23 protein-coding genes are annotated in these 23,611 nt (G+C 59.8%); 7 read left to right on the forward strand and 16 right to left on the reverse strand.

Annotated elements, in window-relative coordinates:
* Window positions 1-170: 170 nt before the first annotated feature.
* Both GIW28_RS25885 and nhaA read right to left on the reverse strand, forming a co-directional pair.
* Entirely contained in the window at window positions 171-1,793 is a 1,623-nt protein-coding gene (locus GIW28_RS25885; RefSeq protein ID WP_236458924.1) for a methyl-accepting chemotaxis protein, read from the reverse strand.
* Window positions 1,794-1,989: 196 nt separating this feature from the next.
* Window positions 1,990-3,165, reverse strand: coding sequence for a Na+/H+ antiporter NhaA (gene nhaA / locus GIW28_RS25890; protein ID WP_138454015.1), 1,176 nt, complete (start codon window positions 3,163-3,165; stop codon window positions 1,990-1,992).
* A 215-nt stretch (window positions 3,166-3,380) separates the two neighbouring features.
* On the opposite strand from nhaA, the gene GIW28_RS25895 reads away from it, so the two are divergent.
* Complete coding sequence (locus tag GIW28_RS25895) at window positions 3,381-4,475, forward strand: PLP-dependent cysteine synthase family protein (protein ID WP_176991269.1); 1,095 nt, start codon at window positions 3,381-3,383, stop codon at window positions 4,473-4,475.
* 135 nt (window positions 4,476-4,610) lie between these two features.
* Here the strand turns inward: GIW28_RS25895 and GIW28_RS25900 are convergent, their stop codons facing one another.
* Entirely contained in the window at window positions 4,611-6,224 is a 1,614-nt protein-coding gene (locus tag GIW28_RS25900; protein WP_236446415.1) for an NAD(P)/FAD-dependent oxidoreductase, read from the reverse strand.
* Window positions 6,225-6,330: 106 nt separating this feature from the next.
* Window positions 6,331-7,002, reverse strand: a complete 672-nt coding sequence (locus GIW28_RS25905; protein WP_099548579.1) for a COG3650 family protein — start codon at window positions 7,000-7,002, stop codon at window positions 6,331-6,333.
* Between the two features lie 182 nt (window positions 7,003-7,184).
* Between GIW28_RS25905 and GIW28_RS25910 the strand changes: the two genes are divergently transcribed.
* Window positions 7,185-7,565: a hypothetical protein gene (locus tag GIW28_RS25910; protein ID WP_170036492.1), complete on the forward strand. Its 381-nt coding sequence runs from the start codon at window positions 7,185-7,187 to the stop codon at window positions 7,563-7,565.
* Here the strand turns inward: GIW28_RS25910 and GIW28_RS25915 are convergent.
* The gene (locus tag GIW28_RS25915; RefSeq protein WP_099548580.1) at window positions 7,550-8,149 is read right to left on the reverse strand and encodes a short chain dehydrogenase; all 600 of its coding nucleotides are present in this window, start codon (window positions 8,147-8,149) and stop codon (window positions 7,550-7,552) included. The two genes, GIW28_RS25910 and GIW28_RS25915, sit on opposite strands and share 16 nt — an antisense overlap.
* Window positions 8,150-8,253: 104 nt before the next feature.
* Here GIW28_RS25915 and GIW28_RS25920 point away from each other — a divergent pair, with 104 nt between their 5' ends.
* Window positions 8,254-9,168, forward strand: coding sequence for a LysR family transcriptional regulator (locus GIW28_RS25920; RefSeq protein WP_017137203.1), 915 nt, complete (start codon window positions 8,254-8,256; stop codon window positions 9,166-9,168).
* On the opposite strand, the gene GIW28_RS25925 is transcribed toward GIW28_RS25920, so the two are convergent.
* The 4 genes from GIW28_RS25925 to GIW28_RS25940 are packed head-to-tail and all read right to left on the reverse strand — an operon-like array spanning window position 9,159 to window position 11,633.
* Window positions 9,159-9,644: a DoxX family protein gene (locus GIW28_RS25925; protein ID WP_017137204.1), complete on the reverse strand. Its 486-nt coding sequence runs from the start codon at window positions 9,642-9,644 to the stop codon at window positions 9,159-9,161. The genes GIW28_RS25920 and GIW28_RS25925 overlap by 10 nt on opposite strands.
* Window positions 9,641-10,417, reverse strand: coding sequence for an HvfC/BufC N-terminal domain-containing protein (locus GIW28_RS25930; protein ID WP_017137205.1), 777 nt, complete (start codon window positions 10,415-10,417; stop codon window positions 9,641-9,643). Before GIW28_RS25930 ends, GIW28_RS25925 begins: the two co-directional genes overlap by 4 nt.
* Window positions 10,414-11,301 carry an MNIO family bufferin maturase gene (bufB, locus tag GIW28_RS25935; protein WP_236446413.1) on the reverse strand — a complete coding sequence of 296 codons (888 nt, stop codon included), beginning with the start codon at window positions 11,299-11,301 and terminating at the stop codon, window positions 10,414-10,416. Before bufB ends, GIW28_RS25930 begins: the two co-directional genes overlap by 4 nt.
* Before the next feature lie 23 nt (window positions 11,302-11,324).
* Window positions 11,325-11,633, reverse strand: coding sequence for a BufA1 family periplasmic bufferin-type metallophore (locus tag GIW28_RS25940; protein ID WP_017137207.1), 309 nt, complete (start codon window positions 11,631-11,633; stop codon window positions 11,325-11,327).
* 225 nt (window positions 11,634-11,858) lie between these two features.
* On the opposite strand from GIW28_RS25940, the gene GIW28_RS25945 reads away from it, so the two are divergent.
* The gene (locus tag GIW28_RS25945) at window positions 11,859-13,151 is read left to right on the forward strand and encodes an MFS transporter (protein WP_236446411.1); all 1,293 of its coding nucleotides are present in this window, start codon (window positions 11,859-11,861) and stop codon (window positions 13,149-13,151) included.
* Between the two features lie 50 nt (window positions 13,152-13,201).
* On the opposite strand, the gene GIW28_RS25950 is transcribed toward GIW28_RS25945, so the two are convergent.
* The 5 genes from GIW28_RS25950 to GIW28_RS25970 form a co-directional block, all read right to left on the reverse strand.
* Entirely contained in the window at window positions 13,202-13,903 is a 702-nt protein-coding gene (locus tag GIW28_RS25950; RefSeq protein WP_017137209.1) for an ABC transporter ATP-binding protein, read from the reverse strand.
* 1 nt (window position 13,904) lies between these two features.
* Window positions 13,905-14,672, reverse strand: a complete 768-nt coding sequence (livG, locus tag GIW28_RS25955) for a high-affinity branched-chain amino acid ABC transporter ATP-binding protein LivG (protein ID WP_017137210.1) — start codon at window positions 14,670-14,672, stop codon at window positions 13,905-13,907.
* Window positions 14,669-15,922: a high-affinity branched-chain amino acid ABC transporter permease LivM gene (locus GIW28_RS25960; protein WP_099548585.1), complete on the reverse strand. Its 1,254-nt coding sequence runs from the start codon at window positions 15,920-15,922 to the stop codon at window positions 14,669-14,671. The genes livG and GIW28_RS25960 overlap by 4 nt, the downstream gene beginning before the upstream one ends.
* Window positions 15,919-16,842 carry a high-affinity branched-chain amino acid ABC transporter permease LivH gene (livH, locus tag GIW28_RS25965; RefSeq protein ID WP_017137212.1) on the reverse strand — a complete coding sequence of 308 codons (924 nt, stop codon included), beginning with the start codon at window positions 16,840-16,842 and terminating at the stop codon, window positions 15,919-15,921. The genes GIW28_RS25960 and livH overlap by 4 nt, the downstream gene beginning before the upstream one ends.
* Before the next feature lie 228 nt (window positions 16,843-17,070).
* A complete protein-coding gene (locus tag GIW28_RS25970) occupies window positions 17,071-18,198 on the reverse strand; it encodes a branched-chain amino acid ABC transporter substrate-binding protein (RefSeq protein ID WP_017137213.1) in 1,128 nt (375 codons plus the stop codon).
* A 138-nt stretch (window positions 18,199-18,336) separates the two neighbouring features.
* Between GIW28_RS25970 and GIW28_RS25975 the strand changes: the two genes are divergently transcribed.
* Window positions 18,337-18,543, forward strand: coding sequence for a hypothetical protein (locus tag GIW28_RS25975; RefSeq protein WP_138453093.1), 207 nt, complete (start codon window positions 18,337-18,339; stop codon window positions 18,541-18,543).
* On the forward strand, window positions 18,540-18,860 hold the full coding sequence (locus tag GIW28_RS25980; protein ID WP_236446409.1) for a DUF2288 domain-containing protein: 321 nt from the start codon (window positions 18,540-18,542) through the stop codon (window positions 18,858-18,860). Before GIW28_RS25975 ends, GIW28_RS25980 begins: the two co-directional genes overlap by 4 nt.
* A 376-nt stretch (window positions 18,861-19,236) precedes the next feature.
* Here GIW28_RS25980 and GIW28_RS25985 read toward each other — a convergent pair whose 3' ends face one another.
* Both GIW28_RS25985 and GIW28_RS25990 read right to left on the reverse strand, forming a co-directional pair.
* Entirely contained in the window at window positions 19,237-21,501 is a 2,265-nt protein-coding gene (locus GIW28_RS25985; RefSeq protein ID WP_099548586.1) for a putative bifunctional diguanylate cyclase/phosphodiesterase, read from the reverse strand.
* Window positions 21,502-21,639: 138 nt separating this feature from the next.
* Window positions 21,640-22,005 carry a YkgJ family cysteine cluster protein gene (locus tag GIW28_RS25990; protein WP_099548587.1) on the reverse strand — a complete coding sequence of 122 codons (366 nt, stop codon included), beginning with the start codon at window positions 22,003-22,005 and terminating at the stop codon, window positions 21,640-21,642.
* Between the two features lie 251 nt (window positions 22,006-22,256).
* Here GIW28_RS25990 and GIW28_RS25995 point away from each other — a divergent pair, with 251 nt between their 5' ends.
* A complete protein-coding gene (locus tag GIW28_RS25995) occupies window positions 22,257-23,603 on the forward strand; it encodes a spinster family MFS transporter (protein ID WP_017137218.1) in 1,347 nt (448 codons plus the stop codon).
* Window positions 23,604-23,611 lie beyond the last annotated feature (8 nt).

The raw sequence follows: 23,611 nt of genomic DNA on the forward strand, positions 1-23,611 counted from the left end.
TTTATGGCAAGCCATGTATAAGTTGGGCTGTGGGGAGGGCTGGCGCCCCTGTGGCACCGCGTGGGGGTCCGATTTTTAAAAAAAAAAGAGGGGGGGCCGCTGCGCGCCCCAGCGGGAGCAAGCTCCCTCGCCACAGTTACAGTGTCCGGGCAGGCATTCGCGCGGATACTTCACACCTGAAAGTGCTTCACCATCGTATTCAACTCATGCGCCAGGCTGGCAAGCGATTGCGAAGCGGCGGTGGTCTGAGTCGAGCCTTCGGCGGACTGAATCGACAACTGTTGAATATTCAGCAAGTTGCGGTCGACCGCCCGGGCAACGTCAGCTTGCTCCGCCGCCGCCGTGGTAATCACCAGATTGCGGTTGTTGATCTCGTCATTAGCGGCAAGGATATCCGCCAGCGCTTGCTGCGCCAGTTCGGCCAGGCCAATGGTTTGCTGGGTCATGGTGCTGCTGTCGAGCATGGTGTTGACGGTGCTGGCGGTGTTGGTCTGGATGCTGCCAATCATCTGTTCGATTTCCTGGGTCGATTGCGCGGTGCGATGGGCGAGGGCGCGTACTTCGTCGGCGACCACGGCAAAACCACGGCCCGCATCACCGGCCCGCGCCGCTTCGATGGCCGCGTTCAGTGCCAATAAATTGGTTTGCTCGGCAATGGTGCGGATAACGTCGAGCACTTTGCCGATGCCTTTGGCCTGCTCGGCCAGGCCGCCCACTTGGCTGGAGCTTAGCTCTACACCACGGGTTAGGGCCTGGATGGAACTCAGTGCCTCGACCATACGTTGCTGGCCTTTCAAGGCGATGCTGCGCGACGCCTGGGACAGGTCGGAGGTGGTGGCGGCATTCCGGGCGACCTCTTCAATGGCCGTGGTCATCTCGGTGACGGCGGTGGCGGCCTGCTCGATCTCGCCATGTTGCTGCTGCAGGTCGCGGCTGCCCTCGGCAGTAACGGCATTCAGTTCCTCGGCCGCTGCCGCCAGTTGGCTCGACGAGCCGGTTATTTGCCGCAGTGTCTGCACCAGGTTATTACGCATGGTCTCTTGTGCCCGCAACAGGCGTGTGGCTTCGTCATTGCCGGTCGGGTTGATGGGCTGGCTGAGGTCGCCCTTGGCGATGGTTTCAGCCACCCGGACCGCTTCAATGATGGGGCCGGTAATGCTGCGGGTCAGCAGCCAGGCCACCAGCACCGTGCCGCCACTCACCAGTACGATGACGATGGCGATACCGCCCACGGCATGCTGGTACGCGGCCACGGAAGTCTGGCCGGCAAGTTCTGCGCCCTTGTTGGCGAGGTCGATCAATTGATCGAAGTTCTTGGTCATCTGCTCATAGCTTTCTCGAATGCTGTTGAGAAAGTCACGGGCGCCAGCCTTGTCACCTGAGCGCGAGCGTTTGAGCATCTCGGTGTGGTTCTTGGCGTACCCTTCCAGGCTCTCGTTAAACACGTCCAGGCGCGACTTTTCCTCCGGCGTGCGCAACAGCGCTGCATATTGAGCCAGTTGCTCCTTGACGCTTTTCAGGCGACCCGCGGATTTGTCTTCGTAGGTCTGCATATCGGCGTCGCTTGCGGACAGGATGTGCGCCATTTCTCCCAAGCGAAAACGATCCAGCGAGGCATTGGCCAGGGCGAGGATCCTCACGCGCTGCATCCAGTTGTTTTGGATGTCGGCAGCCTGGGACTGCACTTCGCCGATCTGCTTGAGCGCGAACAGGCCGAGAAACACACTCAGCGACGCAATAGCAGCGAAGCCGATGAAGGCTCTGGCTGCGATTCTTATATTTCTCAGGAACATGGGTTTTCGCTCGGGCTGGGAACGCGTTGAAGAGCTGTGTCAGGCGGGTGCCCCAGACGGGGCAGGCGGATCGCCACAATCCTTAGTCGGCGGCCGAGACAAAGTCTTTAGGCGTTACGCGAAAGTGTCATCTTCGCCAAAAGAAAAACCCCAACCGGGTAACCGGCTGGGGTTTTTTGTGGGGCGTTCAGAGCGCTCAGGCTTTCTTGCGACTCGCCAGCGCTGTGACCGCGTAGCCAATACAGGCTGCCAGGATCGACCCGGTGAGGATGCCCATTCGATCCTCACCCGCGAACTCACTGGCGCCCGGCACAAAGGCCAGGGAGCCGACAAACAGGCTCATGGTGAAGCCGATGCCGCACAAGATGGCCACTCCCAGCACCTGGCCCCAATTGGCGCCGCTGGGCAGGGTGGCGATTCCGGTCTTGATGGCCAGCCAAGTGAGGCCGAACACGCCGATGGTCTTGCCGATCAGCAGGCCGGCAGCGATGCCCATGGGCACGTGGTGAGTGAAGCTGTCCAGGGTAACCCCGGTCAGCGACACGCCAGCGTTGGCGAAGGCGAACAACGGCAGGATAGCGTAGGCCACCCAAGGGTGCAGGGCGTGCTCCAGAGTCAGCAGTGGCGAGGGTTCGGCATTTTTGGTGCGCAGTGGAATGCAGAACGCCAAGGTTACCCCGGCCAGGGTTGCGTGCACGCCACTCTTAAGCACGCAGACCCACAGGATCAGGCCGATGATCATATACGGGCCGAGTTTGACCACGCCCAGGCGGTTCATCGCGATCAAGGCGACCAGGCACGTGGCCGCGCCCGCCAAGGCTGCATTCGACAGTTCGGCGGAGTAGAACACCGCGATGACGATGATAGCGCCCAGGTCATCAATGATGGCCAGGGTCATCAGGAACAGCTTCAGTGACACCGGTACACGCTTGCCGAGCAGGGCCAGGACGCCGAGTGCAAAAGCGATATCGGTGGCCATCGGGATTGCCCAGCCGGCGAGTGCGGCGGGGTTGTCCTTGTTCAGTGCCCAATAGATCAAAGCCGGCACCACCATGCCGCCAATCGCGGCCGCCCCCGGCAGTACTACTTGCGATGGCTTGGACAGGTGGCCGTCGAGCAACTCGCGTTTGACCTCCAGACCGATCAGGAGGAAGAACAGCGCCATCAGGCCATCGTTGATCCACAGCAGCGCTGGCTTGGCGATTTTCAGCGCGCCAACCTGCGCCACCACCGGCGTATCGAGGAAGGCGCCGTAGAGGTGGGATAGTGGTGAGTTATTGATGATCAGCGCCAAAGCGGCAGCGGCGATCAATAACAGACCGCTGGCGGCCTCCAGCTGGAAGAAACGGGTGAAAGTGCTACGCAGAGGCAAGGGATGCTCTCCAATAAGGTTCAATAGGTGGGTACCCTAACCCGTACTGTTAGTTGTTAAAACAAAAGTTATATTCTTATTTGTTATAAGAGAGGGTCAGGATTGGTCTTGCGTCAAAGCTTAGCAATTGTGTGTCTAATTGAGTCGTCACTGTATCTGTGTGGCGTGTAGGAAAGCCCCTAAAATCGGGACTGAAACCCTTAGAGACTCACCTCATGAACGACCACCGTACCTGGGCTCGCGAAGCCATCCGTGTCATCGAAGCGGACTTCCAGCGCAGCGCCGACACGCACCTCATCCCTCTTCCATTGCCGGGGCTGCCGGGTATCGAGTTGTACTTCAAGGATGAGTCCAGCCACCCCACTGGCAGCCTCAAGCATCGGCTGGCGCGTTCGCTGTTCCTTTATGCGCTGTGTAATGGCTGGCTCAAGCCGGGTGCGCCGGTGATCGAAGCGTCCAGTGGGTCTACTGCGGTGTCGGAGGCGTACTTTGCGCGTTTGCTTGACCTGCCGTTTATCGCGGTGATGCCGGCCACCACGTCCCAGGCGAAGATCGACCAGATTGCCTTCTATGGTGGCAAGAGCCATCTGGTAAAGGATCCGACGCAGATCTACGCCGAGTCCGAACGTTTGGCGAAGGAAAGTGGCGGTCACTTCATGGACCAGTTCACCTACGCCGAGCGCGCGACGGACTGGCGGGCAAACAACAACATCGCTGAGTCGATTTTCCAGCAGATGCGTTTTGAGCATTACCCGGAGCCGAGCTGGTTGATTTCCAGCCCCGGCACCGGTGGCACCACGGCGACCCTGGGCCGCTACGTGCGTTATCGCCAGCATTGCACCCGCGTGCTGTGTGCCGATGCCGAGCGTTCGGTGTTTTTTGACTACTACCAGACGGGCGATGCCAGTTTGCGCCTGGAGTGCGGTTCACGCATCGAAGGGATCGGCCGGCCACGGGTCGAGGCGTCGTTTTTGCCCAAGGTGATTGATGCAATGGTCAAGGTGCCGGATGCGCTGTCATTGGCAGCCATGCATTACCTGGCCGAGCGGTTGGGGCGGCGGGTGGGTGGTTCCAGCGGGACTAACCTGATCGGCGCTTTGGTCGCGGCGCTGCAGATGAAAGCGGCGGGGGAGTCGGGGTCGATCGTGGCGATCTTGTGTGATGGGGGCGAGCGGTATGCGAACACGTACTACGATCAGGCTTGGTTGGCGGAGCAGGGGTATGAGCTTGGCGGCTTGATAGCAGCCGTTGCGGCCAGTGTAGAGAAGGGTGAGCCGTTGCCTGCCAGCGTCCTGCGCGCCAATATCTGACACGCCCAATAAACCCATGTGGGAGCTGGCTTGCCTGCGAAAGCGGAGTGTCAGTCGCCGAATTTATCGACTGAACCACCGCCATCGCAGGCAAGCCAGCTCCCACATTTGATACGGGTTGGCTGTAAGAAGTGCTTAAGCTTCTATACCCAGCATATCCCGCGCCAACGCCTCGGCAATCCGAATTCCGTCAACACCCGCCGACAGGATGCCACCGGCGTAACCTGCGCCTTCACCGGCCGGGAACAAGCCTTTCACGTTCAGGCTCTGCATCGACTCGTTACGGGTAATGCGCAGTGGCGACGAGGTGCGGGTCTCAATACCGGTCAGTACCGCATCGTGCAGCGAGTAACCTTTGATCTGTTTCTCGAACGCCGGCAGCGCTTCACGAATCGCCTCAATGGCGAAGTCCGGCAATGCCAGCGCCAGGTCGCCCAGGGCCACCCCCGGCTTGTAGGACGGTTCCACACTGCCAATGGCGGTGGACGGCTTACCGGCGATGAAATCACCCACCAGCTGCGCCGGCGCCTCGTAGTTGCTGCCGCCGAGGATGTAGGCGTGAGACTCCAGGCGCTCCTGCAACTCGATACCGGCCAGCGGTCCGCCTGGGTAATCCACCTCAGGCGTGATGCCGACCACGATGCCGGAGTTGGCGTTGCGCTCGTTGCGTGAATATTGGCTCATGCCATTGGTGACCACGCGGTTCGGCTCGGAAGTCGCCGCCACCACGGTGCCGCCCGGGCACATGCAGAAGCTGTAGACCGAACGGCCGTTCTTGGCGTGGTGTACCAGTTTGTAGTCGGCGGCGCCCAGTTTCGGGTGCCCGGCGTATTTGCCCAGGCGCGCTGCGTCGATCAGTGACTGCGGGTGTTCGATACGGAAGCCCACCGAGAATGGTTTGGCCTCCATGTACACGCCACGGCCGTGCAGCATACGGAAGGTGTCGCGGGCGCTGTGGCCCAGGGCCAGAATCACGTGCTTGGAGAGGATCTGCTCGCCGCCGTCGACGACCACGCCGTTCAACTGGCCATCTTCGATCAGCACATCAGTGACGCGCTGCTCAAAACGCACTTCACCACCGAGAGCGATGATCTGCTCGCGCATGTTTTCCACCACGCCGGTCAGGCGGAAGGTGCCAATGTGCGGCTTGCTGACGTAGAGGATTTCTTCCGGCGCGCCGGCCTTGACGAACTCGTGCAGCACTTTGCGACCGTGGAACTTCGGGTCTTTGATCTGGCTGTAGAGTTTGCCGTCGGAAAAGGTCCCGGCACCGCCTTCGCCAAATTGCACATTGGACTCGGGGTTGAGCACGCTTTTGCGCCACAGGCCCCAAGTGTCTTTGGTGCGCTGGCGCACTTCCTTGCCGCGTTCGAGGATGATCGGCTTGAAGCCCATCTGCGCAAGCAACAGCCCGGCGAAAATGCCGCAGGGGCCGAAACCCACCACGATCGGCCGTTCAACCAGGCCTTGCGGCGCCTGGCCCACCACTTTGTAGCTGACGTCCGGTGCCGGGTTGATGTTGCGGTCATCGGCGAACTTGAGCAGCAGGGCGGCTTCGCCCTTTACGTTCAGATCGATGGTGTAGATGAAGCACAGCTCCGACGATTTCTTGCGCGCGTCGTAGCTGCGTTTGAACAGGGTGAAGTCGAGCAGGTCATCACTGGCGATGCCCAGGCGCTGCACGATGGCAGGCCGCAGGTCTTCTTCGGGATGGTCGATGGGCAGCTTGAGTTCGGTGATTCGTAACATGACAGGATCCGGTGGGCGGCGGGCTTCGATGCCGGCTGTTTTGCAAACCGGCGATTATAAGCCCCAAAGGCTGATTCCCGTCATGTTAAAACAGCCCAAGGCTGAATCAGTCGTCCCGCGAGCCGCCGAATGATGCACAACCGCGCTGGACCTGGCCATTGACCCGCAACTCGGCGGTCATGTGTTGCAAGCTCCCGCTGGCGGCATCGATGCAGCGTTGTGGGGCTACCCACAGTTCGATGTGCTGGTTATTGGCTTCGGTCATCAGGTTGAAACGGCCGTCACCCAGTTGCTCTTCGACAAAAGGCACCGCCAGTGGCGGCTGGCCCTCGCGTTCCAGCACCATGCCCTTGGCCGTTACGCTCATCGCCCAGGCCGGTTTATGGCCATTGGCCCGCAGAATCATGCGTTTGAAGTCCGGGTCGTTACAGGCCGAGGTCGAGCGTTCTACACGATACAGTTGTTGCAGGTCGACCGAACCCTGGGTGCCGCTGGCCACCCCGGAAAACTTGCCGCGTAAATCGGCAAACAGCACGCCTTGCTGGCCGGCCAGGGACGCGGCTTCCTGCAAGACGCTGGTGCCGCCGGTGTCATTGACCACGTAGTTGCGTTTGTCGCCGCACGGCTGGAACAGCAGTTTGTCGCCCACTGCCGTGAGCTCACCCTGCATGCGGGTCAGCCCGACGGTAGACGGTTTGGCCGGCTCGCTCTCGAACATCTGGCAAGCGGTGAAGAGGGGCAGCAGGGCAAACAGAGCAAGGGTACGGGCGGCGCGCATTATTGGGTCTCCAAACTAGTGCCGCCACGTTACGCAGGGTGGCGCCGCATCACAAGCTCGGGACACAGTTTGAATAATCTGTTCCCTGGACGATGGCAGCGCAGGCGTTACTAATAGGGATGTTTCCTATAGTGAAGATTGGAGAGCCGTGAGAGTGTCGGCGTTTTTGGTAGGGGGCCGTGATGAGTATCAAATGGAGTATTTGCGTTCTTTTGCTCTGGGCAGGCGCTGCCTTGTCAGACGAGCCCATCCGGTTCGTCCTCTCGTCAGCCAGTGATTTCACCGACATCTCGGTGACGCTGAAAAAGGCCGAAAACCCTGATCCGGCCTACGTTGAGGTGAATGTCACGTTAACTCCTGAGGCGAAGGCAAGAGCGAAATCCCTTACGTTGCTTGCCTACAAGAAGCACCTGACACTTTATGTCGACGGCTATCAGCTCAGTACCGCCATGGTTCAAAGTGAGCTGGGTGGGCAGTTCAGTTTTGTTGCCCCGCGCGCACTGGTGATCGAGTGGATGTCTCAGTTCTCGCGTGAGGCAAGCGCCACTCAACCCACGATGTAGGTCTGACCAGTCTGTAAGCCTTCGACACTTTTCGCGTAGGCCAGTGCTACATCGGCACCCGGAGCCGGTTTGTAGCCGCGGAAGTACGGCGCGTAGCTGCCCATGGCTTCGAGCAAGACGGTCGGGCTCACCGAGTTGATGCGCAAGCCGCGCGGCAATTCGATCGCCGCCGCCTTGACGAAGGCATCCAATGCGCCGTTGACCAATGCGGCAGAGGCGCCGGTGCGGATCGGATCGCGGTTCAGGATGCCGCTGGTAAAGGTGAACGAGGCACCGTCGTTGGCGTAGTCGCGGCCGATCAGCAGCAGGTTGACCTGGCCCATCAGCTTGTCCCGCAGGCCCAGTTCAAAGTCGGCTTCGCTCATCTCACCCAGTGCCACAAAATTCACACTGCCTGCCGCGCAGACCAACGCGTCGAACTTGCCGGTCTGCTCGAACAGTTTGCGGATCGATGCGCTGTCGCTGATATCCACCTGGAAGTCGCCGCCGCTGCGGCCGATGCTGATCACCTCGTGACGCTGCGCCAGTTCCGCCTTGACCGCTGAGCCGACCGTGCCGCTGGCACCAATCAATAGGATTTTCATCGTGCTGTTCCTCCGGGGATTAAGTGAGGTTTCAGTCTAGGATGGCTTTTTAAGTGGATAAACGCGCTAATAGGCAACCTTTGGTTTTCAATTGGAAACAATCCATGAGCGAAATGGATGACCTGGCGGCCTTTGCCGTGCTGATCGAAGCGGGCAGTTTTACCCTGGCGGCGGAGCAATTGGGCTGCAGCAAGGGCCAATTGTCCAAGCGCATCAGCCAATTGGAAGCGCAGTTTTCGGTGGTGTTATTGCACCGTACCACTCGCAAGCTCAGCCTGACCGCCGCCGGTGCGGCGTTGTTGCCCCAGGCTCAGGCGCTGGTGGACCAGGTGGAGCGCGCCCGTCAGGCGTTGGCGCGGCTCAAGGACGATCTGGCTGGCCCAGTGCGTATGACGGTTCCGGTGTCGCTGGGGGAAACCTTCTTCGATGGCTTGTTGCTGGAGTTCACCCAGCAATACCCGCAGGTTCAGATCGAGCTGGAACTGAACAACAGCTACCGCGACCTGGCGCGTGATGGCTTCGATTTGGGCGTGCGCATGGGGGCGATGGATAACGAGCGGCTGGTGGCCAAGCCACTGTTGGCCTGGCATGAAATGACCTGCGCCAGCCCGGCCTACCTTGCGCAGCATGGCGAACCGCTGACGCCTGCGGATCTGGCCGCGCACACCTGTCTGCTCAACAGCCATTACAGCGGGCGTGAGGAGTGGTTGTACCACCAGCAACATGAACTGCTGCGGGTGCGGGTCAGCGGTACCTTCGCTTCCAACCACTACAACCTGTTGAAAAAAGCCGCCTTGGTGGGCGCCGGCATCGCCCGCCTGCCGTCCTACGTGTTACCGGCGGAACTGGCCGACGGGCGCTTGCGCTGGCTGCTGCGTGATTATCAAACGCGCAGCATGCCGATGTACCTGGTTCATCCTTATCAAGGTGGCCTGCCGCGCCGAACCCAAGTGTTGGCCGACTACTTGGTGGACTGGTTCAGACGCAGCGGCGAAACCCTGGATCGCCTTCAGCGGTAGCGGCGCGCGATCAGGTGATCAATCGACAGGCAACCTGGGCCTTTGGCCACCAACAGCAGCAGTAACGCGATCCAGGTGCCATGGGTGGGGTAGGCCTCGGGGTAGACGAACAGTTGAATGGTCAAGGTCATGCCGATCAGCGCCAGGGCCGAGAAGCGCGTGGCAAAGCCCACCAGGATCAGTACCGGGAAAAAGTGTTCGGCAAATGCTGCCATGTGCGCGGCCACTTCCGGTGACAGCAAGGGCACGTGGTACTCGCTGCGAAACAGCGGCAGGGTTGAAGCGGCAAGCTTGGGTTCGCCCAATTGGAAGGTGCCGTTGATGATATCAATCGCAAAGCCTTCGACTTTGGTCTGGCCGGACTTCCAGAACACCGCCGCAATGGAAAACCGTGCGAGAAAGGCGATCAGGCTGTAGGGGATTTTTTCGAACAGCGCGATGGTCCGTTTTACCAGGCAAGTAGGGGAAGTGTTCATGGCGATTCCTTTTGTTCGGTGTGCAAATGAATGATGGCGTCGTGGCTGATCAGCAGTGTCAGGCAATGGTTGAGGTCGAATTCGGCTGATGCTTCAAGCGCGTGCTCTACCGCCATTTCCAGGCCTGATCCCTGGTCAAGGCTGTTGATAAACGCCACCGAACCGCTGTCGATGGCGAAGACCTTGACCGCCAAGCCCTGGCGTAACACCAGTGCACTTTGGGCGTACCAAGGGTTCAAGGTGGCAATGGTGCCTTCGGTCTGGTGCGCGGCCCATACCGCAACCACGGCGTAGGGTGAATTCAAGGTGGCCAGGGACGGATGCAGGTGCAGGCTTAGCTGCCCCAGGTCGGTCGGCCCTTGCAGTTGTTCTAGGATGGCCTGCTGATTCAGTGGCTGGCGGTCCGCGGCGTGATAAGCACGCACCCGCAGGCGTTCCAGGCGTGCGACGTCCGCCAGGTAAGGCACGCTCGCAGCCGGTTCGAACGCCTGGATGAACGCGGCAAACGTGCTGCCGTAATCGCTGATCAACGGGCTGTCGGGCGGGCTGGCTTGCACGTACAGGCTGGCCATCGCGCGAAAAAATTCATCGCCAACCAATTGCAGCGTTACCGGATAAGCGGCGGCGAGCGCGTTGATCAGCGAGCTGTGGACATTGTTTCGATACACCGCGAAACGGCTGGCCGGGTCGGCGCCGTTGCTGCTGAACAATCCGTCGGGGCAGGCCTGGTCGGCGTCGAGCAAGGCGCCGGCAAATGCAGCTTGATCGCTCATGGCTTCAATACCTTCGCCTGTGACAGATGCCAGTCGGCGTGTTGGGCTTCGGCGTGTAACACGCTGAAGGCGGGCACCTGGTTGTCCCGCTCGATCAGCGTGGCCACCGGGCCGGTGTACTTGAGCACCTGTTCATAGAGCTGCCACACCGCGTTATCGATGGGCGCGCCATGGTCATCGATCAGCAGGCGGTCGCCCAGGCTGTCGGTGTCTTCGGCAAAGCCGGCCAGATGAATCTCACCGACGGCCTTCAGCGGTAGCGCATTGATGTAGGCCAGTGGATCGCGCTGATGATTGATGCACGACACATAGACGTTGTTGACGTCCAGCAACAGCCCGCAACCGGTGCGCCGGATGACCTCGCTGATGAAGTCCGTCTCGTCCAGGGTCGAGCGTTGGAACTGCAGGTACGTCGAGGGGTTCTCCAGCAGCATCGGCCGCTTGAGGGTGCTTTGTACCTGATCGATGTGCTCGCACACCCGGTCCAGGGTCGCGGCGTCGTAGGCAAGCGGCAGCAAGTCATTGAGGAACACCGGGCCGTGGCTGGACCAGGCCAGGTGTTCAGAGAAAGAGTGGGGTTGATAGCGTTCGATCAGCGTGGCCAACCGTGCCAGGTGCTCACGATTAAGCGGGCCTTCGCCGCCGATGGACAGACCCACGCCATGCAATGACAGTGGGTACTGTTCGCGTATCAAACCCAGGTAGTGATGAAACGGGCCGCCGGCGACCATGTAGTTTTCGGCGTGAACTTCAAAAAAACCGATATCGGGCGAGGTCTCGAGCACTTCAAGAAAATGCTCGTTCTTCAGCCCCAGCCCGGCCCGGTAAGGGAGGCCGGGCACCTGAGCCGGTGAGACCGTGTGCTGGGGTAAAAGCGTCATCATCAGTACTCAGGTTTTGCAGGGTTTCAGGACTTGGCGGTGAAGGCTGCTTCCTGGCCGAAACCGGTCGGCGAGGTGGCGCTTGGGGTCTTGGCGCAAGTGCCGGCTGGGACCAGTTTCCAGGCGTTGGCCTGGTCTTTGACTTTCGAGGTACCGGCGCAGGTAGTACCGGCGCCTGCAGCGCAATCGTTCTTGCCGGCTTCGGCGACACCAAAGCACTTGTCCATTTTCGCTTCGTCAGCGTGGGCCATGTTGGTCAGGGCGGAAAAGCTCAGGGCCGAACCCAGGGCCAGAACGAGGGTAGCGGCGGACAGCGAACGGGATTTAGTAGTCATGGTGTAACTCCAGCAGTGAGGTTGGGTAAGGAAGCGTTTTTGCTTGCTTACCCCTCTAGAGTTGGGGCATCAGGCTGCGTTACAGCAGGTGATAAATAAATTTTCGAGGCCGAGCAAATGGCGCCGTGAGTCTTAGTGTTCGCAAGCCCCGTATGCGCTTGCTGTAGGATCAAGCAATGCCTGGCACTGGGCGAATGTGCGCAAGACCAATAAGGAGCGTTGGCTGTGAAAAACCGCTTTGCAGATTTTTTCATCAGCAGAAATTTCTCATTCTTGTGGCTGGGGCAAGCCCTCTCATCGTTTGGCGAGTTCGTTTTCGAGAGCACCGTCATTGTGTGGCTGGTGACTGACCTGTTTCACGACAGTGCGTTCTTGCCGACGGCCGTAGGCCTGGCAGTGGCGGCTTCGGCTATACCGCGTGTATGGGTGGCCCCACTGGCCGGGGCTTGGGTCGATCGGATGGCCCCGTTGTACGTGATGATCGCGGCGGATGGGATTCGGGTGCTCAACTTCCTGATCTTTTTCGTGATCTATTCACTGGCCGGGCTGGACCCGATGCAAGTGTTCGTCGGCGTTCTGCTGTTGTTGTTGGTGAACAGCACGGCCGCACAGTTTTTCAACCCGTCACGCCAGGCGATCATGCAAGTGGTCATCCCTTCGGCACGCCGCGTTGAGGCATCGGCCAAGGCAATGTTTTCCCTGACGGGCATTTCAGTGTTGTCGGCGTCCCTGGGGCCGGCCTTGTTTGTCTGGGTGGGCCCCGCCCTGGCACTGCTGATCAATGTGCTGGCCTTTGCCTGTTCGGCCCTGTGCATCGCATCTACCCAGGGCCTGCGCCGGACCTTGCTGGCCGAGCAACAACGGCCGCCCTTTTGGCATGGAGTGCTCGCAGGGCTGCGGTTTTCCTGGGGGCACGCCTCGATCAGGACGTTGTTGATCGGTGTGGCGTTGTACGGGTTTTCCCTGGGGGTCAATAACGTCGCGTTGTCCTTGTACGCCTTCAAAACCCTGGGCTTGAGCCCTTATGAATACGGTCTGATTCTCGCAGCGTTCCCTGTGGGCGGGTTGATTGCTGCCGTGCTGGTCCGGCCGCTGTTGAAGTCACTGAGCACGCGTCAGGCCTTTACCTTTGCGTTGCTGTGCATGGGGTTCAGTTACCTGGCGTATTCGCTGCATCCGCCGTTTTACCTGGCCTGGGCGCTGATGTTCAGTTGTGGGTTGTTCTTCTCGGTGTTTGCGATTGTGCAAGGGCCGATGCTTCAGGAAGCCGTGCCTGAAGGCTACATGGGGCGTGTGTCCGCGACGGTCACGCCGGTACTGGCCATCGCCTCGTTGACCGGTACGCTGGTGTGTTCTCAGACATTGAATAGGGCAGAGCGCGTCATAGCCTATTTCGACGCGCCGCTGGATGTGTACGGCGCGTATATCTTCCTGGCGGCGGGCTTGCTGCTATTGGGCGGGGCATTGATGCTGGCCGGCCAGCGCGCGGGCAAGGGGGAGTTGGTCGCGACGCTTTGAACCGCGATAAAAAAACGGCCCGAAGGCCGTTTTTTTGTTATCTCAATGGCTCAGCCACCGAGATAGGCTTCACGCACCTTCGGATCCGTGAGCAATTGCTCCCCGGTGCCCTGCATCACCACCCGGCCGTTTTCCAGCACGTAGGCGCGGTCGGCGATTTTCAGCGCCTGGTTGGCGTTCTGCTCCACCAGGAATACCGTCACACCGTCCTTGCGCAGTTGTTCGATGATATCGAAGATCTGCTGGATGATGATCGGTGCCAGGCCCAGTGAAGGCTCGTCGAGCAGCAACAGCTTGGGCTTGCTCATCAGCGCCCGGCCGATGGCGAGCATTTGCTGCTCGCCGCCGGACATGGTGCCGCCGCGCTGGCTGAAGCGTTCCTTGAGCCGTGGGAACAGGTGCAGCACCTTGTCCATCTGCTCCTGATAATCGCCCTTATCGGTGAAGAACCCGCCCATGGCCAGGTTCTCTTCCACCGTCAGGCGCGAGAACACACGACGGCCTTCGGGCACCACGGCAATGCTCTTGCGCATGATCTCGGAGGAAGCCTGGCCCACCAGTTCTTCACCCATGTAGCGGATGCTGCCGCTATGGGCCTGGGGTGAACCGCACAGGGTCATCAGCAAGGTCGACTTGCCGGCACCGTTGGCGCCGATCAGCGTGACGATTTCACCTTGGCGCACTTCCACGTTGACGCTGTGCAGCGCCTGGATCTTGCCGTAGAAAGTGGAAACGTTTTCGAATTGCAGCATTTTACGCTTCCCCCAAATAGGCTTTGATCACTTCCGGGTTGTCGCGGATCTGCTCCGGCGTACCGTTGGCCAATGGCGTGCCCTGGTTGATCACCACGATGTGGTCGGAAATGCTCATGACCAGTTTCATATCGTGTTCGATCAACAGCACCGTGGCGTTGTTTTCCTCACGCAGCACCGTGATCAGCGCCTTGAGGTCTTCGGTTTCCTTGGGGTTCAGGCCGGCGGCCGGTTCGTCGAGCATCAGGATCCGCGGGCGGGTCATCATGCAGCGAGCGATTTCCAGTCGGCGTTGTTGGCCGTAAGCCAGGGTGCCGGCCGGGCGGTTGGCGAACTCGGTCAGGTTGACCTTGTCCAGCCAGTACGCCGCGTATTCCATGGCCTCGCGCTCGCTCTTGCGGAACGCCGGGGTCTTGAACAGGCCAGCAAAGAAGTTGGTGTTCAAGTGCCGGTGCTGGGCGATCAGCAGGTTTTCGACCGCCGTCATGTCCTTGAACAAGCGCACGTTCTGGAAGGTTCGCACCACGCCCTTGCGGGCGATCTCGTGACCGGCCAGGCCCTGGATGGGTTGGCCATCCAGCAGGATGCTGCCACCGCTCGGCTTGTAGAAGCCGGTAAGGCAGTTGAACACCGTGGTCTTGCCGGCGCCGTTCGGGCCGATCAGCGCCACAACCTGTTTCTCTTTGACGGTCAGGGCCACGCCGTTGACCGCGAGCAAGCCGCCAAAACGCATGCTCAAGTTTTCGACTTTCAGGATCTCGCGGCTCATTTGCGCAGCTCCATGTGTGGGCGTTGCATCGGCAGCAGACCTTGGGGACGCCAGATCATCATCAGTACCATCATGGCGCCGAACATCAACATGCGGTATTCGCTGAACTCACGCATCATTTCCGGCAGCAGGATCATCACGATCGCCGCCAGGATCACGCCCAGCTGCGAGCCCATGCCACCCAGTACCACGATGGCGAGAATGATCGCCGACTCGATAAAGGTGAACGACTCCGGGGTCACCAGGCCTTGGCGCGCGGCGAAGAAGCTGCCGGCGAAACCGGCGAAGGTTGCCCCCAGGGTGAATGCCGAGAGTTTGATGACGGTCGGGTTCATGCCTAATGCACGGCAGGCGATTTCATCTTCGCGCAACGCTTCCCACGCGCGGCCGATCGGCATGCGCAGCAGGCGGTTGATCACGAACAGTGCCGCCAATGCCAGCAACAACGCCACCAGGTACAGGAACACCACTTTGCTCACCGGGTTGTAGTCGATCCCGAAGTATTCGTGGAAGGTCTGCATGCCTTCGGCTGCGGTGCGGTCGAACGACAGCCCGAAGAACGTCGGTTTGGGGATGCTGCTGATGCCGTTGGGGCCACCTGTGATATCGGTGAGGTTCCGCAGGAACAGCCGGATGATTTCACCGAAGCCCAGGGTCACGATCGCCAGATAGTCACCGCGCAGGCGCAGCACCGGGAAACCCAGCAGGAAGCCGAACGTGGCCGCCGCCATGCCGGCCAGTGGCAGGCAGATCCAGAAGCCCCAGCCCAGGTAGTGCGAGAGCAGCGCGTAGGTGTAGGCACCCACGGCATAGAAACCCACATAACCGAGGTCGAGCAGGCCGGCCAGGCCGACTACGATGTTCAGGCCCAGGCCCAGCAACACGTATATCAGGATCAGGGTGGCAATGTCGACGGCGCCGCGCGAGCCGAAGAACGGCCAGATCAACGCGGCCACGATCAGCCCGATGATGATGTAGCGCTGGGTACGCGGCAGGGTCAGGAATTGGCTGACCTTGGGCGACACCAACGGGCCACGGTTGCCCTTGAAAAACGCACCGACCTGCTGGGTGAACAGCACGCGCAGGAACATCAGCACCGAGCACAGGGCGATGATGGTCAGGGTCACGGGACCGGTGCCATGCACTTCCAGGTTGATGCCGACAATGCTCAGCTTGAGGCCGAGTACCGGAAAGGCCACGGCCCAGACCAGCAAGGCGCTGAAAAACGCCGATTTAAGATATCTGCTCATACTTTCTCAACCTCCGGACGGCCCAGGATGCCGGTCGGACGGAACAACAGCACCAGAACCAACAGGCCGAACGCCACGACGTCCTTGTACTGGTCGCCGAACACGTCGGCGCCAAAGGCTTCAGCCACACCCAGCACCAGCCCGCCGAGCATCGCGCCCGGAATACTGCCGATACCGCCCAAGACCGCTGCGGTAAAAGCCTTGAGGCCTACCAGGAAACCGGCGTTGGGGTTGATCACGCCGTACTGCATGCTCAGCAGCACCGCCGCAATGGCTGCGAGTGCGGCACCGATCACGAAGGTCAGGGCGATGATGTTGTTGGTGTTGATGCCCAACAGGTTGGCCATCTTGATGTCTTCGGCGCAGGCCCGGCAGGCGCGCCCCAGACGGGAGCGGGAAATGAACAGGGTCAGGCCGAGCATTGCCACCAGGGTGACGACGAAAACCAGCACCTGCATGTACGAAATCAGCACTTCTTGTGCGCCACCTGGGCCGAAGGAGAAGCTCCCCGGAATCAGGTTGGGAATGGACTTATCCTTGGAGTCCTGGGACAGCAATACAGTGTTCTGCAGGAAAATCGACATGCCGATGGCGGAAATCAGCGGGATCAAACGGTTGCTGCCACGCAAGGGGCGGTAGGCGACGCGCTCGATACTGTAGCCATAAGCACTGGTCACGACGATCGATGCCAGGAACGCAGCGGTCATCAACAGCGGCAGGGAATGGATACCCAGCATGGCCAGCCCGGCAAGGGCGATGAAGGCCACGTAGGAACCAATCATGTACACCTCGCCATGGGCGAAGTTGATCATTCCAATGATGCCGTAAACCATTGTGTAGCCAATGGCTATCAAGGCATAGGTGCTGCCAACGGTCATGCCGTTAACCAGCGTTTGGAAAAAATGATAGATCTCAGGCATTACAGCGCTCCTAAAAACCCGATACGCATTTCACTGGTGGAGTCATTTCCGGCTCGGTGCCCTGCTCTGTGATCAGGTTGCACGAAGCGTTTGCCAGCGAACCGCTGGTGACGGTTTTAAGATTTTCAGGTGAGCCAGCGCCCGGATCGCGGGTGACATGGCCCATAAACCTCGTAAAACAAAGCCCACTGCTCTCACAGTGGGCTTGTTGGACCAGTAACGCCTGGCTTACTGAGGGGAAACTTCGGTTTTTGGTTTACCGAAGTGCCATTCGTAGACCACGAATTTGAAGTCCTTCAGGTCGCCCTTGGCGTCGAAGCTCAGGTCGCCAGTTGGGGTCTTGAAGGTGCCGGCGTGGATAGCAGCAGCCACTTTGGCGGTGTCTTCGCTTTTCGCGGCGGCGATACCGCCGGCGATCACTTCAACGGCCGAGTAGGCCGGGAACACGAACGGACCGGTTGGGTCCTGCTTGTTCTTGGTGAACTCTTCAACGATGGCCTTGTTGGCCGGGTCGGTGTCGAAGGATTTCGGCAGGGTAACCAGCAGGCCTTCGGAAGCGCCCTGGGCGATTTGCGAGATGGAGTCGTTACCCACACCTTCTGGGCCCATGAACTTGGCGTTCACGCCTTTTTCCTTGGCCTGGCGCAGGATCAAGCCCAGCTCTGGGTGGTAGCCGCCGTAGTAGACGAAGTCGACGTTGGCTTGCTTGAGCTTCTGGATCAGCGAGCCGAAGTCTTTGTCGCCAGCGTTGATGCCTTCGAACAGGGCGACTTTCACGCCTTTCTTCTCGAGGGTCTGCTTGACGGCGGTGGCGATGCCTTCACCGTACTGCTGTTTGTCGTGGATAACAGCAACGACTTTCGGCTTCACGTGGTCGGCAATGTAGTTACCGGCCGCTGGGCCTTGGGCGCTGTCCAGGCCGATGGTACGGAACACCAGCTTGTAGCCACGGGAAGTGATTTCCGGGCTGGTAGCCGCCGGGGTGATCATGATCACGCCTTCGTCTTCATAGATGTCGGACGCTGGCTGAGTGGAGCTGGAGCAGAGGTGACCGACCACGAACTTGACGCCGTCGTTGACCACTTTGTTCGCTACGGCAACGGCTTGTTTTGGATCGCACGCATCGTCGTATTCTTTCGCTTCAAGCATTTTGCCGTCGACACCACCCTTGGCGTTGATGTCAGCGATTGCCTGCTTGGCACCCATGAATTGCATGTCGCCGTATTGCGTCACTGGACCTGTCTTAGGCCCGGCGATACCGATCTTGATGGTGTCGGCTGCGAACGAATGGCCGGCAACCCCAGCCAGGACCATAGCGGCAAACAGTTTGGAAATCTGCTTAGTAGCCTTATTCATAGTGCTCCACTCTTACTGTTGTATTTTTTATAGTTCTAGCGGCCTTGTGAGCTGCAGAACCGGATCAGATATCGCGGATATCCCCCCGGCATCGCCCTGGCAACTGTACCGGTACAGTGTAGAGCGCCGGTTGATCGCTTGAAAAGCTGGCTGCTGGGGGCAAACCTTGGGTGTGTCGCTTTAATGAAAGAAAAAGACAGAATTGCGGCGGGCTTATGCCAGAGTTTCGGGCAATCCTTGGCTTTCCTGACACTTTCGTTCGGTGCCTCATTTGCAACTGGGTTTTTCTGCCTGACGCCTGACGCTATGATTGCGCCGATTTTTTCTTCAGGTGAATTCCCATGACGCAAGAACCTAGCACCCTCTATGCCAAGCTGCTCGGTGAAACCGCCGAAATTTCCTGGAAGGAGCTTGAACCGTTCTTTGCCAAGGGTGCCCTATTGTGGGTCGACGCTGGCCTGGATTTGATCGAAGCGGCCGAAGGAATGGCCGAGGATAACCGCGACAAAGTCGCTGGTTGGCTGGCCGCAGGGAGCCTTGGCGAAGTGTCTGCGACGCGGGCGTTGGACTTGGTTGAGCGTGATCCGAGCCTGTGGGCGGTCGTGGTTTCGCCGTGGATTCTGATCCAGGAAAGGGCGGAGCAAGAAAGGCTCGCACTATAAAGGTGCGCGTTTTCTTGCCGAGCAAGTGTGTAGCCGAGTAACCGCTGGCGCCATGATGGCATCTTGCCGTAGAGAAAGGTCACAGGTGACGGTGACGTAAGCGTCACGGGAACAGTTTTAAAGTGGGCGGAACATCGGGGTAATTGTTTCCGGGTGTGGCAAAGCCAGATCATTCCCACGCTCCGCGTGGGAATGCATCCGGCGACGCTCTGCGTCACGAAGAGCGGACGCAGAGCGTCCAAGGCGGCATTCCCACGCAGAGCGTGGGAACGATCAACCCTGACTTTTCAAGAGGAGTACCCGGCGTACTCCGATGATTCGGCCGCTCGTCGGCGTTCATCCAAGTAGATGATGGCTAAATCCCAAAGATACGACGTCATCGAATGGGCCTGACAATCGACGGCGGGCCGATGCGGCCTGCACCAGGGTCCTTCGGCGCGATGGCGTCCTTATTGCCCTCGATGCTGAACGGGTAGAGTGGGTTGCGCATCTGGATGCCCTGGATCACACCCACCACATCGCTCAAAGGCACCGCCGGGCTCAGCAGGTAACCCTGGATAAAGTCGCAGCCGTGCTTGAGCAGCAGTTCAAATTGCGCCTGGGTTTCAACGCCTTCGGTGACCACCTGCAAGTGCAGGGTGTGGGCCATGCCGATGATCGCCTGGACGATCTCGACATCGGCGGTGGACTTGGGAATGTCCTGGATAAACGACCGGTCTATCTTCAGGGTATTGAGCGGCAGGCGCTTGAGGTAGGCCAGGGATGAATAACCGGTGCCGAAATCATCAATGGCCAGCGAAACGCCCAGGGCGCGGATCTGGCGCAACAGTGCCAGGGTGCTGCTGATATTGCCCATCAGCGCGTTTTCGGTGACTTCCAGTTCCAGGCGGCTGGCGGCGATCCCGGCAAAACGCAGGGCGGCTTCGATCTCATCGGCCAGCTCGTCACGGGCCAGGTTCAAGGCCGAGCAGTTCACGGCCATGGTCAGCTCGGTGTAACCGCGGTCAGACAGCAGGCTCAAATCGTGACAGGCCTGACGCAATACCCAGTGGTCGAGTTCGGCAATCAACCCGTTGTTTTCGGCGATGCCGATAAACCGGTCCGGGGCCAGCAGCCCATGTTGCGGATGTTGCCAGCGCACCAGTGCTTCCAGGCGGGTGACCTTGCCCAGCTTCATGTCGAAGATCGGCTGGTAGAACAGCACCAATTCATTGCGGCCGCGCAACGCAGCGCGCAATTGCTCCTCCAGTTGCAGCTCGAGGAAGGCGCGGGTTTTAAGGTTGGAGCTGAAGAAGTTCAAGCTGTTGCGACCGGCATCCTTGGACTGGTACAGCGCCAGGTCAGCGGTTTTAAGCAACTCTTCGCAGGTCAGTCCGTCATCGGGGAACAGGCTGATGCCAATGCTGGTGGTCATCACCATGCGCCGGCCGGCCAGTTCGATTGGTTCTTTCATCTTATGCATGATGCGCTGGGCCAGGTGCCGCGCTTCGTCGCGATGGTGAATGTTGATCAGGATGCAGAACTCGTCGCCGCCAAACCGCGCGACCACATCGCTATGGCTGCGCACCGACCCCTTGATATGCCCGGCCAGTACGGTGAGCAGTTGGTCGCCGGCATCGTGGCCGAGGCTGTCATTGATGCGCTTGAAGTGGTCGATATCGAGGAAGATCACCGCCATCATGCCGTGGCCGGCGGTTTTTTCGGCGACCTTCTCGGCAAAGATCTGGTTGAAGCCGCGACGGTTGAGCAGGCTGGTCAGCGCATCGAAGTGCGCCACTTGTTGCAGCGAGGCACGGGCTTGGTCCAGCTCACTGAGCAGGGCGTTGACCCGGCGCAGGTCACGCTCCTTGTGCTGCAGTTTTTTGTCGGCGAGGGCGGCGCTGACGCTGCTGCCAATCACCAGCAGGGTGATCACGGCCACCGACAGGCCCAGTTGAATCGGGTTGTTATCCAGTGGCAACGACAGGTCAGCACCGGCCGGTACCAGCATTCGCATGGCCGCCATGCCGGTGAAGTGCATGCTGAGGATGCCGGCGCCCAGCACCAGGCTGGCGGCGTACTTGAGCAGTTGATGAAACACGCCGGCGCCAGTGCGCAGGTAGCTCGACAGCAACAGCGCGGCCAGGCTGGCGCCGATGGCAATCGCCACGGAGGCCATGAACAGGTCGGTCTCGAAGTACACATCGGCCTGGGAGCGCATGGCCGACATGCCCACGTAATGCATCAGCGCGATACCCAGGCCCATCCATACCGACGCCAGCAGGTATTGATGGAATCGCAGATGGGTATGACTCAGGGTTTGCATGGCGAACAGCGAAGCGATCAAGGCGATCACCAGCGAGGCGAACGTCATGATCAATTCATAATGAATGGCGATAGGTGCCTGGAAGGCCAGCATGCTGATGAAGTGCGTCGACCAGATGCCACCCGCCAGGCAACCCGCTCCCAGCCAACGCCAATGACGGCGGGCGGTAGGGTCTTCGACATGGCCGACGCGCTCAGCCATGTCCAGCGTGCCGAAGCCGGCCGCGCAAGCAACCAGATACGCCAGTAGCACCAGAAAAGGGTTATGACTGCAATTGAGTAATAAGTGCCCGTTCTCTGGCAGGTCGGTAAAAAAATGCAGACCCAGCCATTCCATAGCAAGCCCCGTCATAGCGTCACGTCACAGCCAACGGCGATGACCTATGAAGTCGAGTATAGAAGCCGCGCAGGATTTTCCATGGATAATGGCACTTTGCTTTCAACCATTTTGGCATGCCTGCCATAGCGTTTGATGCTAAGCGCTGATCGGCAGGTCCAGTTCAAAAGGTGCTTCTAATGGCGGCAGGCCAAAGGCGGCGCGAGCGGTATCGCAGTCGACGTTCTGCTCGCCCTGGCTCCACGACGCATCGAACTCTCGGCAGGGGCTTGAGCGTTGTTCATAGATGGTGCAACGGGTGCCCTTGCCGACCTCACCCTCGAGGCTGCAACACCTGGCGGGTTTCTGGTCGGTACCAATCATCGCCACGCGTGTGGGGTTGATCTGCACCACCAGGTCATCGGGCACCGTGCCGCCCGATGAGGCGCACTCGCCCCAGAAGAAAGACACGCGAAAGTGTGAACAGCAGGCACCGCAACTCAGACACGGACTGGCTTCGGACATGGGCGTCATCGATAAGAAAAGTAGGATGTGGGTGTTACGGAAGGCTCGCCATTCTATCCGTGCCATGGCGGTTGGGAAGGGGGGCGCGAACTTATATTTTCGTAGGGAAAGTCCCGTCACTGCGGGTGAAATCATGCCCTATCAGCTTTACGAATCATTACAGACAAGCGTGCCTGGCCTGATTATGTTGCAGGTACCGGGCAGGATGCATCGGGCATCGCAGCTCTCATAACAATAAAAGAGACGGACCCATGCAGAACTCGACCCAAGCGGCGAATGCCTGGCGCATTCTGTTCCTGCTGTTCCTCGCTAACCTGTTCAATTTCTTCGACCGCACCATCCCCGCCATCATCATCGAGCCAATCCGCATGGAATGGCACTTGAGCGACTTCCAGCTCGGTATCATCGGCACCGCCTTCACCATCGTCTACGCCATCGCCGGCCTGCCGCTCGGGCGCCTGGCCGATACTGGCTCACGCAGCAAACTGATGGGCTGGGGCCTGTTTGCCTGGAGCGGGCTGACGGCGGTCAACGGCATGGTCGGCAGCTTCTGGACCTTTTTGCTGGTGCGAATGGGCATCGGCATCGGTGAAGCCAGCTACGCGCCGGCGGCCAATTCGCTGATCGGCGACCTGTTTCCCGCCCACCGCCGCGCCCGGGCCATGGGCATTTTCATGCTGGGCTTGCCGTTGGGCCTGCTGCTGGCGTTCTTCACCATTGGCGCGATGGTCAAGGCGTTCGACAGCTGGCGCGCACCGTTCTTTATCGCCGCCGTGCCGGGGCTGATCCTCGCGATCTTCATGTTCTATATCAAGGAACCCAAGCGCGGCGCAGCGGAAACCGTGCAAGTCTCCCAGGAGCGCGTCGACCGCCCGATTCGTCGCGTTCTGGCGGTGCCGACCTTCCTGTGGCTGGTGCTGGCCGGGTTGTGCTTTAACTTCGCCACCTATGCGTGCAATTCATTTTTGGTGCCGATGTTGCAGCGTTACTTCCTGATGCCGTTGCAGGACGCCGCGGTGGCCACCGGCGTGATCGTCGGCATCACCGGGCTGGTGGGCCTGACCCTGGGCGGCTGGATTGCCGACAAGATCCATCAGCGCGTCGCCAACGGCCGGCTGCTGTTTGCCGCGTGCAGCTTGATTATCTCGACCATTACCACTGCCTGGGCCTTGCACGCGGGGCGCATTGAGATTGGCGTGTTTGTGGCGCTGTTCAGTGTGGGCTGGTTGTTCGCCTATAACTTCTACACCTGCGTGTACACGGCGATTCAGGACGTGGTTGAGCCACGCCTGCGCGCCACGGCGATGGCGCTGTTTTTTGCCGGGTTGTACTTGCTCGGCGGTGGCATGGGGCCGGTGGTGGTGGGCGGCCTGTCTGATCATTTTGCCCATTCGGCAATGTATGCCGATGGCGCCTCGCAGATGACCGAGGCGTATAAAGCGGTTGGGTTGCACGACGCCATGTACCTGATTCCGGTGGCGCTGTTCTTGACCATGCTGTTTCTGTTCCAGGCCTCGCGCAGTTTTGTGCGCGATGCCAAGAAGATGAAGGATGGGTTGGGGGCGGTTGAGGTGCCGGCTGCTGCCGCTGTAGCTTGATCGTTCCC

This window comes from Pseudomonas sp. PA-5-4B, from assembly GCF_021606215.1.
GTDB lineage: Bacteria > Pseudomonadota > Gammaproteobacteria > Pseudomonadales > Pseudomonadaceae > Aquipseudomonas > Aquipseudomonas edaphica.

Excerpts from the sequence above, each read along its gene's own strand:
- GIW28_RS25885 (WP_236458924.1), bottom strand. The coding sequence starts at position 1,793 with ATGTTCCTGAGAAATATAAGAATCGCAGCCAGAGCCTTCATCGGCTTC.
- GIW28_RS25895 (WP_176991269.1), top strand. The coding sequence starts at position 3,381 with ATGAACGACCACCGTACCTGGGCTCGCGAAGCCATCCGTGTCATCGAA.
- GIW28_RS25900 (WP_236446415.1), bottom strand. The coding sequence starts at position 6,224 with ATGTTACGAATCACCGAACTCAAGCTGCCCATCGACCATCCCGAAGAA.
- GIW28_RS25905 (WP_099548579.1), bottom strand. The coding sequence starts at position 7,002 with ATGCGCGCCGCCCGTACCCTTGCTCTGTTTGCCCTGCTGCCCCTCTTC.
- GIW28_RS25910 (WP_170036492.1), top strand. The coding sequence starts at position 7,185 with ATGAGTATCAAATGGAGTATTTGCGTTCTTTTGCTCTGGGCAGGCGCT.
- GIW28_RS25915 (WP_099548580.1), bottom strand. The coding sequence starts at position 8,149 with ATGAAAATCCTATTGATTGGTGCCAGCGGCACGGTCGGCTCAGCGGTC.
- GIW28_RS25920 (WP_017137203.1), top strand. The coding sequence starts at position 8,254 with ATGAGCGAAATGGATGACCTGGCGGCCTTTGCCGTGCTGATCGAAGCG.
- GIW28_RS25925 (WP_017137204.1), bottom strand. The coding sequence starts at position 9,644 with ATGAACACTTCCCCTACTTGCCTGGTAAAACGGACCATCGCGCTGTTC.
- GIW28_RS25930 (WP_017137205.1), bottom strand. The coding sequence starts at position 10,417 with ATGAGCGATCAAGCTGCATTTGCCGGCGCCTTGCTCGACGCCGACCAG.
- bufB (WP_236446413.1), bottom strand. The coding sequence starts at position 11,301 with ATGATGACGCTTTTACCCCAGCACACGGTCTCACCGGCTCAGGTGCCC.
- GIW28_RS25940 (WP_017137207.1), bottom strand. The coding sequence starts at position 11,633 with ATGACTACTAAATCCCGTTCGCTGTCCGCCGCTACCCTCGTTCTGGCC.
- GIW28_RS25950 (WP_017137209.1), bottom strand. The coding sequence starts at position 13,903 with ATGCTGCAATTCGAAAACGTTTCCACTTTCTACGGCAAGATCCAGGCG.
- livG (WP_017137210.1), bottom strand. The coding sequence starts at position 14,672 with ATGAGCCGCGAGATCCTGAAAGTCGAAAACTTGAGCATGCGTTTTGGC.
- GIW28_RS25960 (WP_099548585.1), bottom strand. The coding sequence starts at position 15,922 with ATGAGCAGATATCTTAAATCGGCGTTTTTCAGCGCCTTGCTGGTCTGG.
- livH (WP_017137212.1), bottom strand. The coding sequence starts at position 16,842 with ATGCCTGAGATCTATCATTTTTTCCAAACGCTGGTTAACGGCATGACC.
- GIW28_RS25970 (WP_017137213.1), bottom strand. The coding sequence starts at position 18,198 with ATGAATAAGGCTACTAAGCAGATTTCCAAACTGTTTGCCGCTATGGTC.
- GIW28_RS25980 (WP_236446409.1), top strand. The coding sequence starts at position 18,540 with ATGACGCAAGAACCTAGCACCCTCTATGCCAAGCTGCTCGGTGAAACC.
- GIW28_RS25985 (WP_099548586.1), bottom strand. The coding sequence starts at position 21,501 with ATGGAATGGCTGGGTCTGCATTTTTTTACCGACCTGCCAGAGAACGGG.
- GIW28_RS25990 (WP_099548587.1), bottom strand. The coding sequence starts at position 22,005 with ATGTCCGAAGCCAGTCCGTGTCTGAGTTGCGGTGCCTGCTGTTCACAC.
- GIW28_RS25995 (WP_017137218.1), top strand. The coding sequence starts at position 22,257 with ATGCAGAACTCGACCCAAGCGGCGAATGCCTGGCGCATTCTGTTCCTG.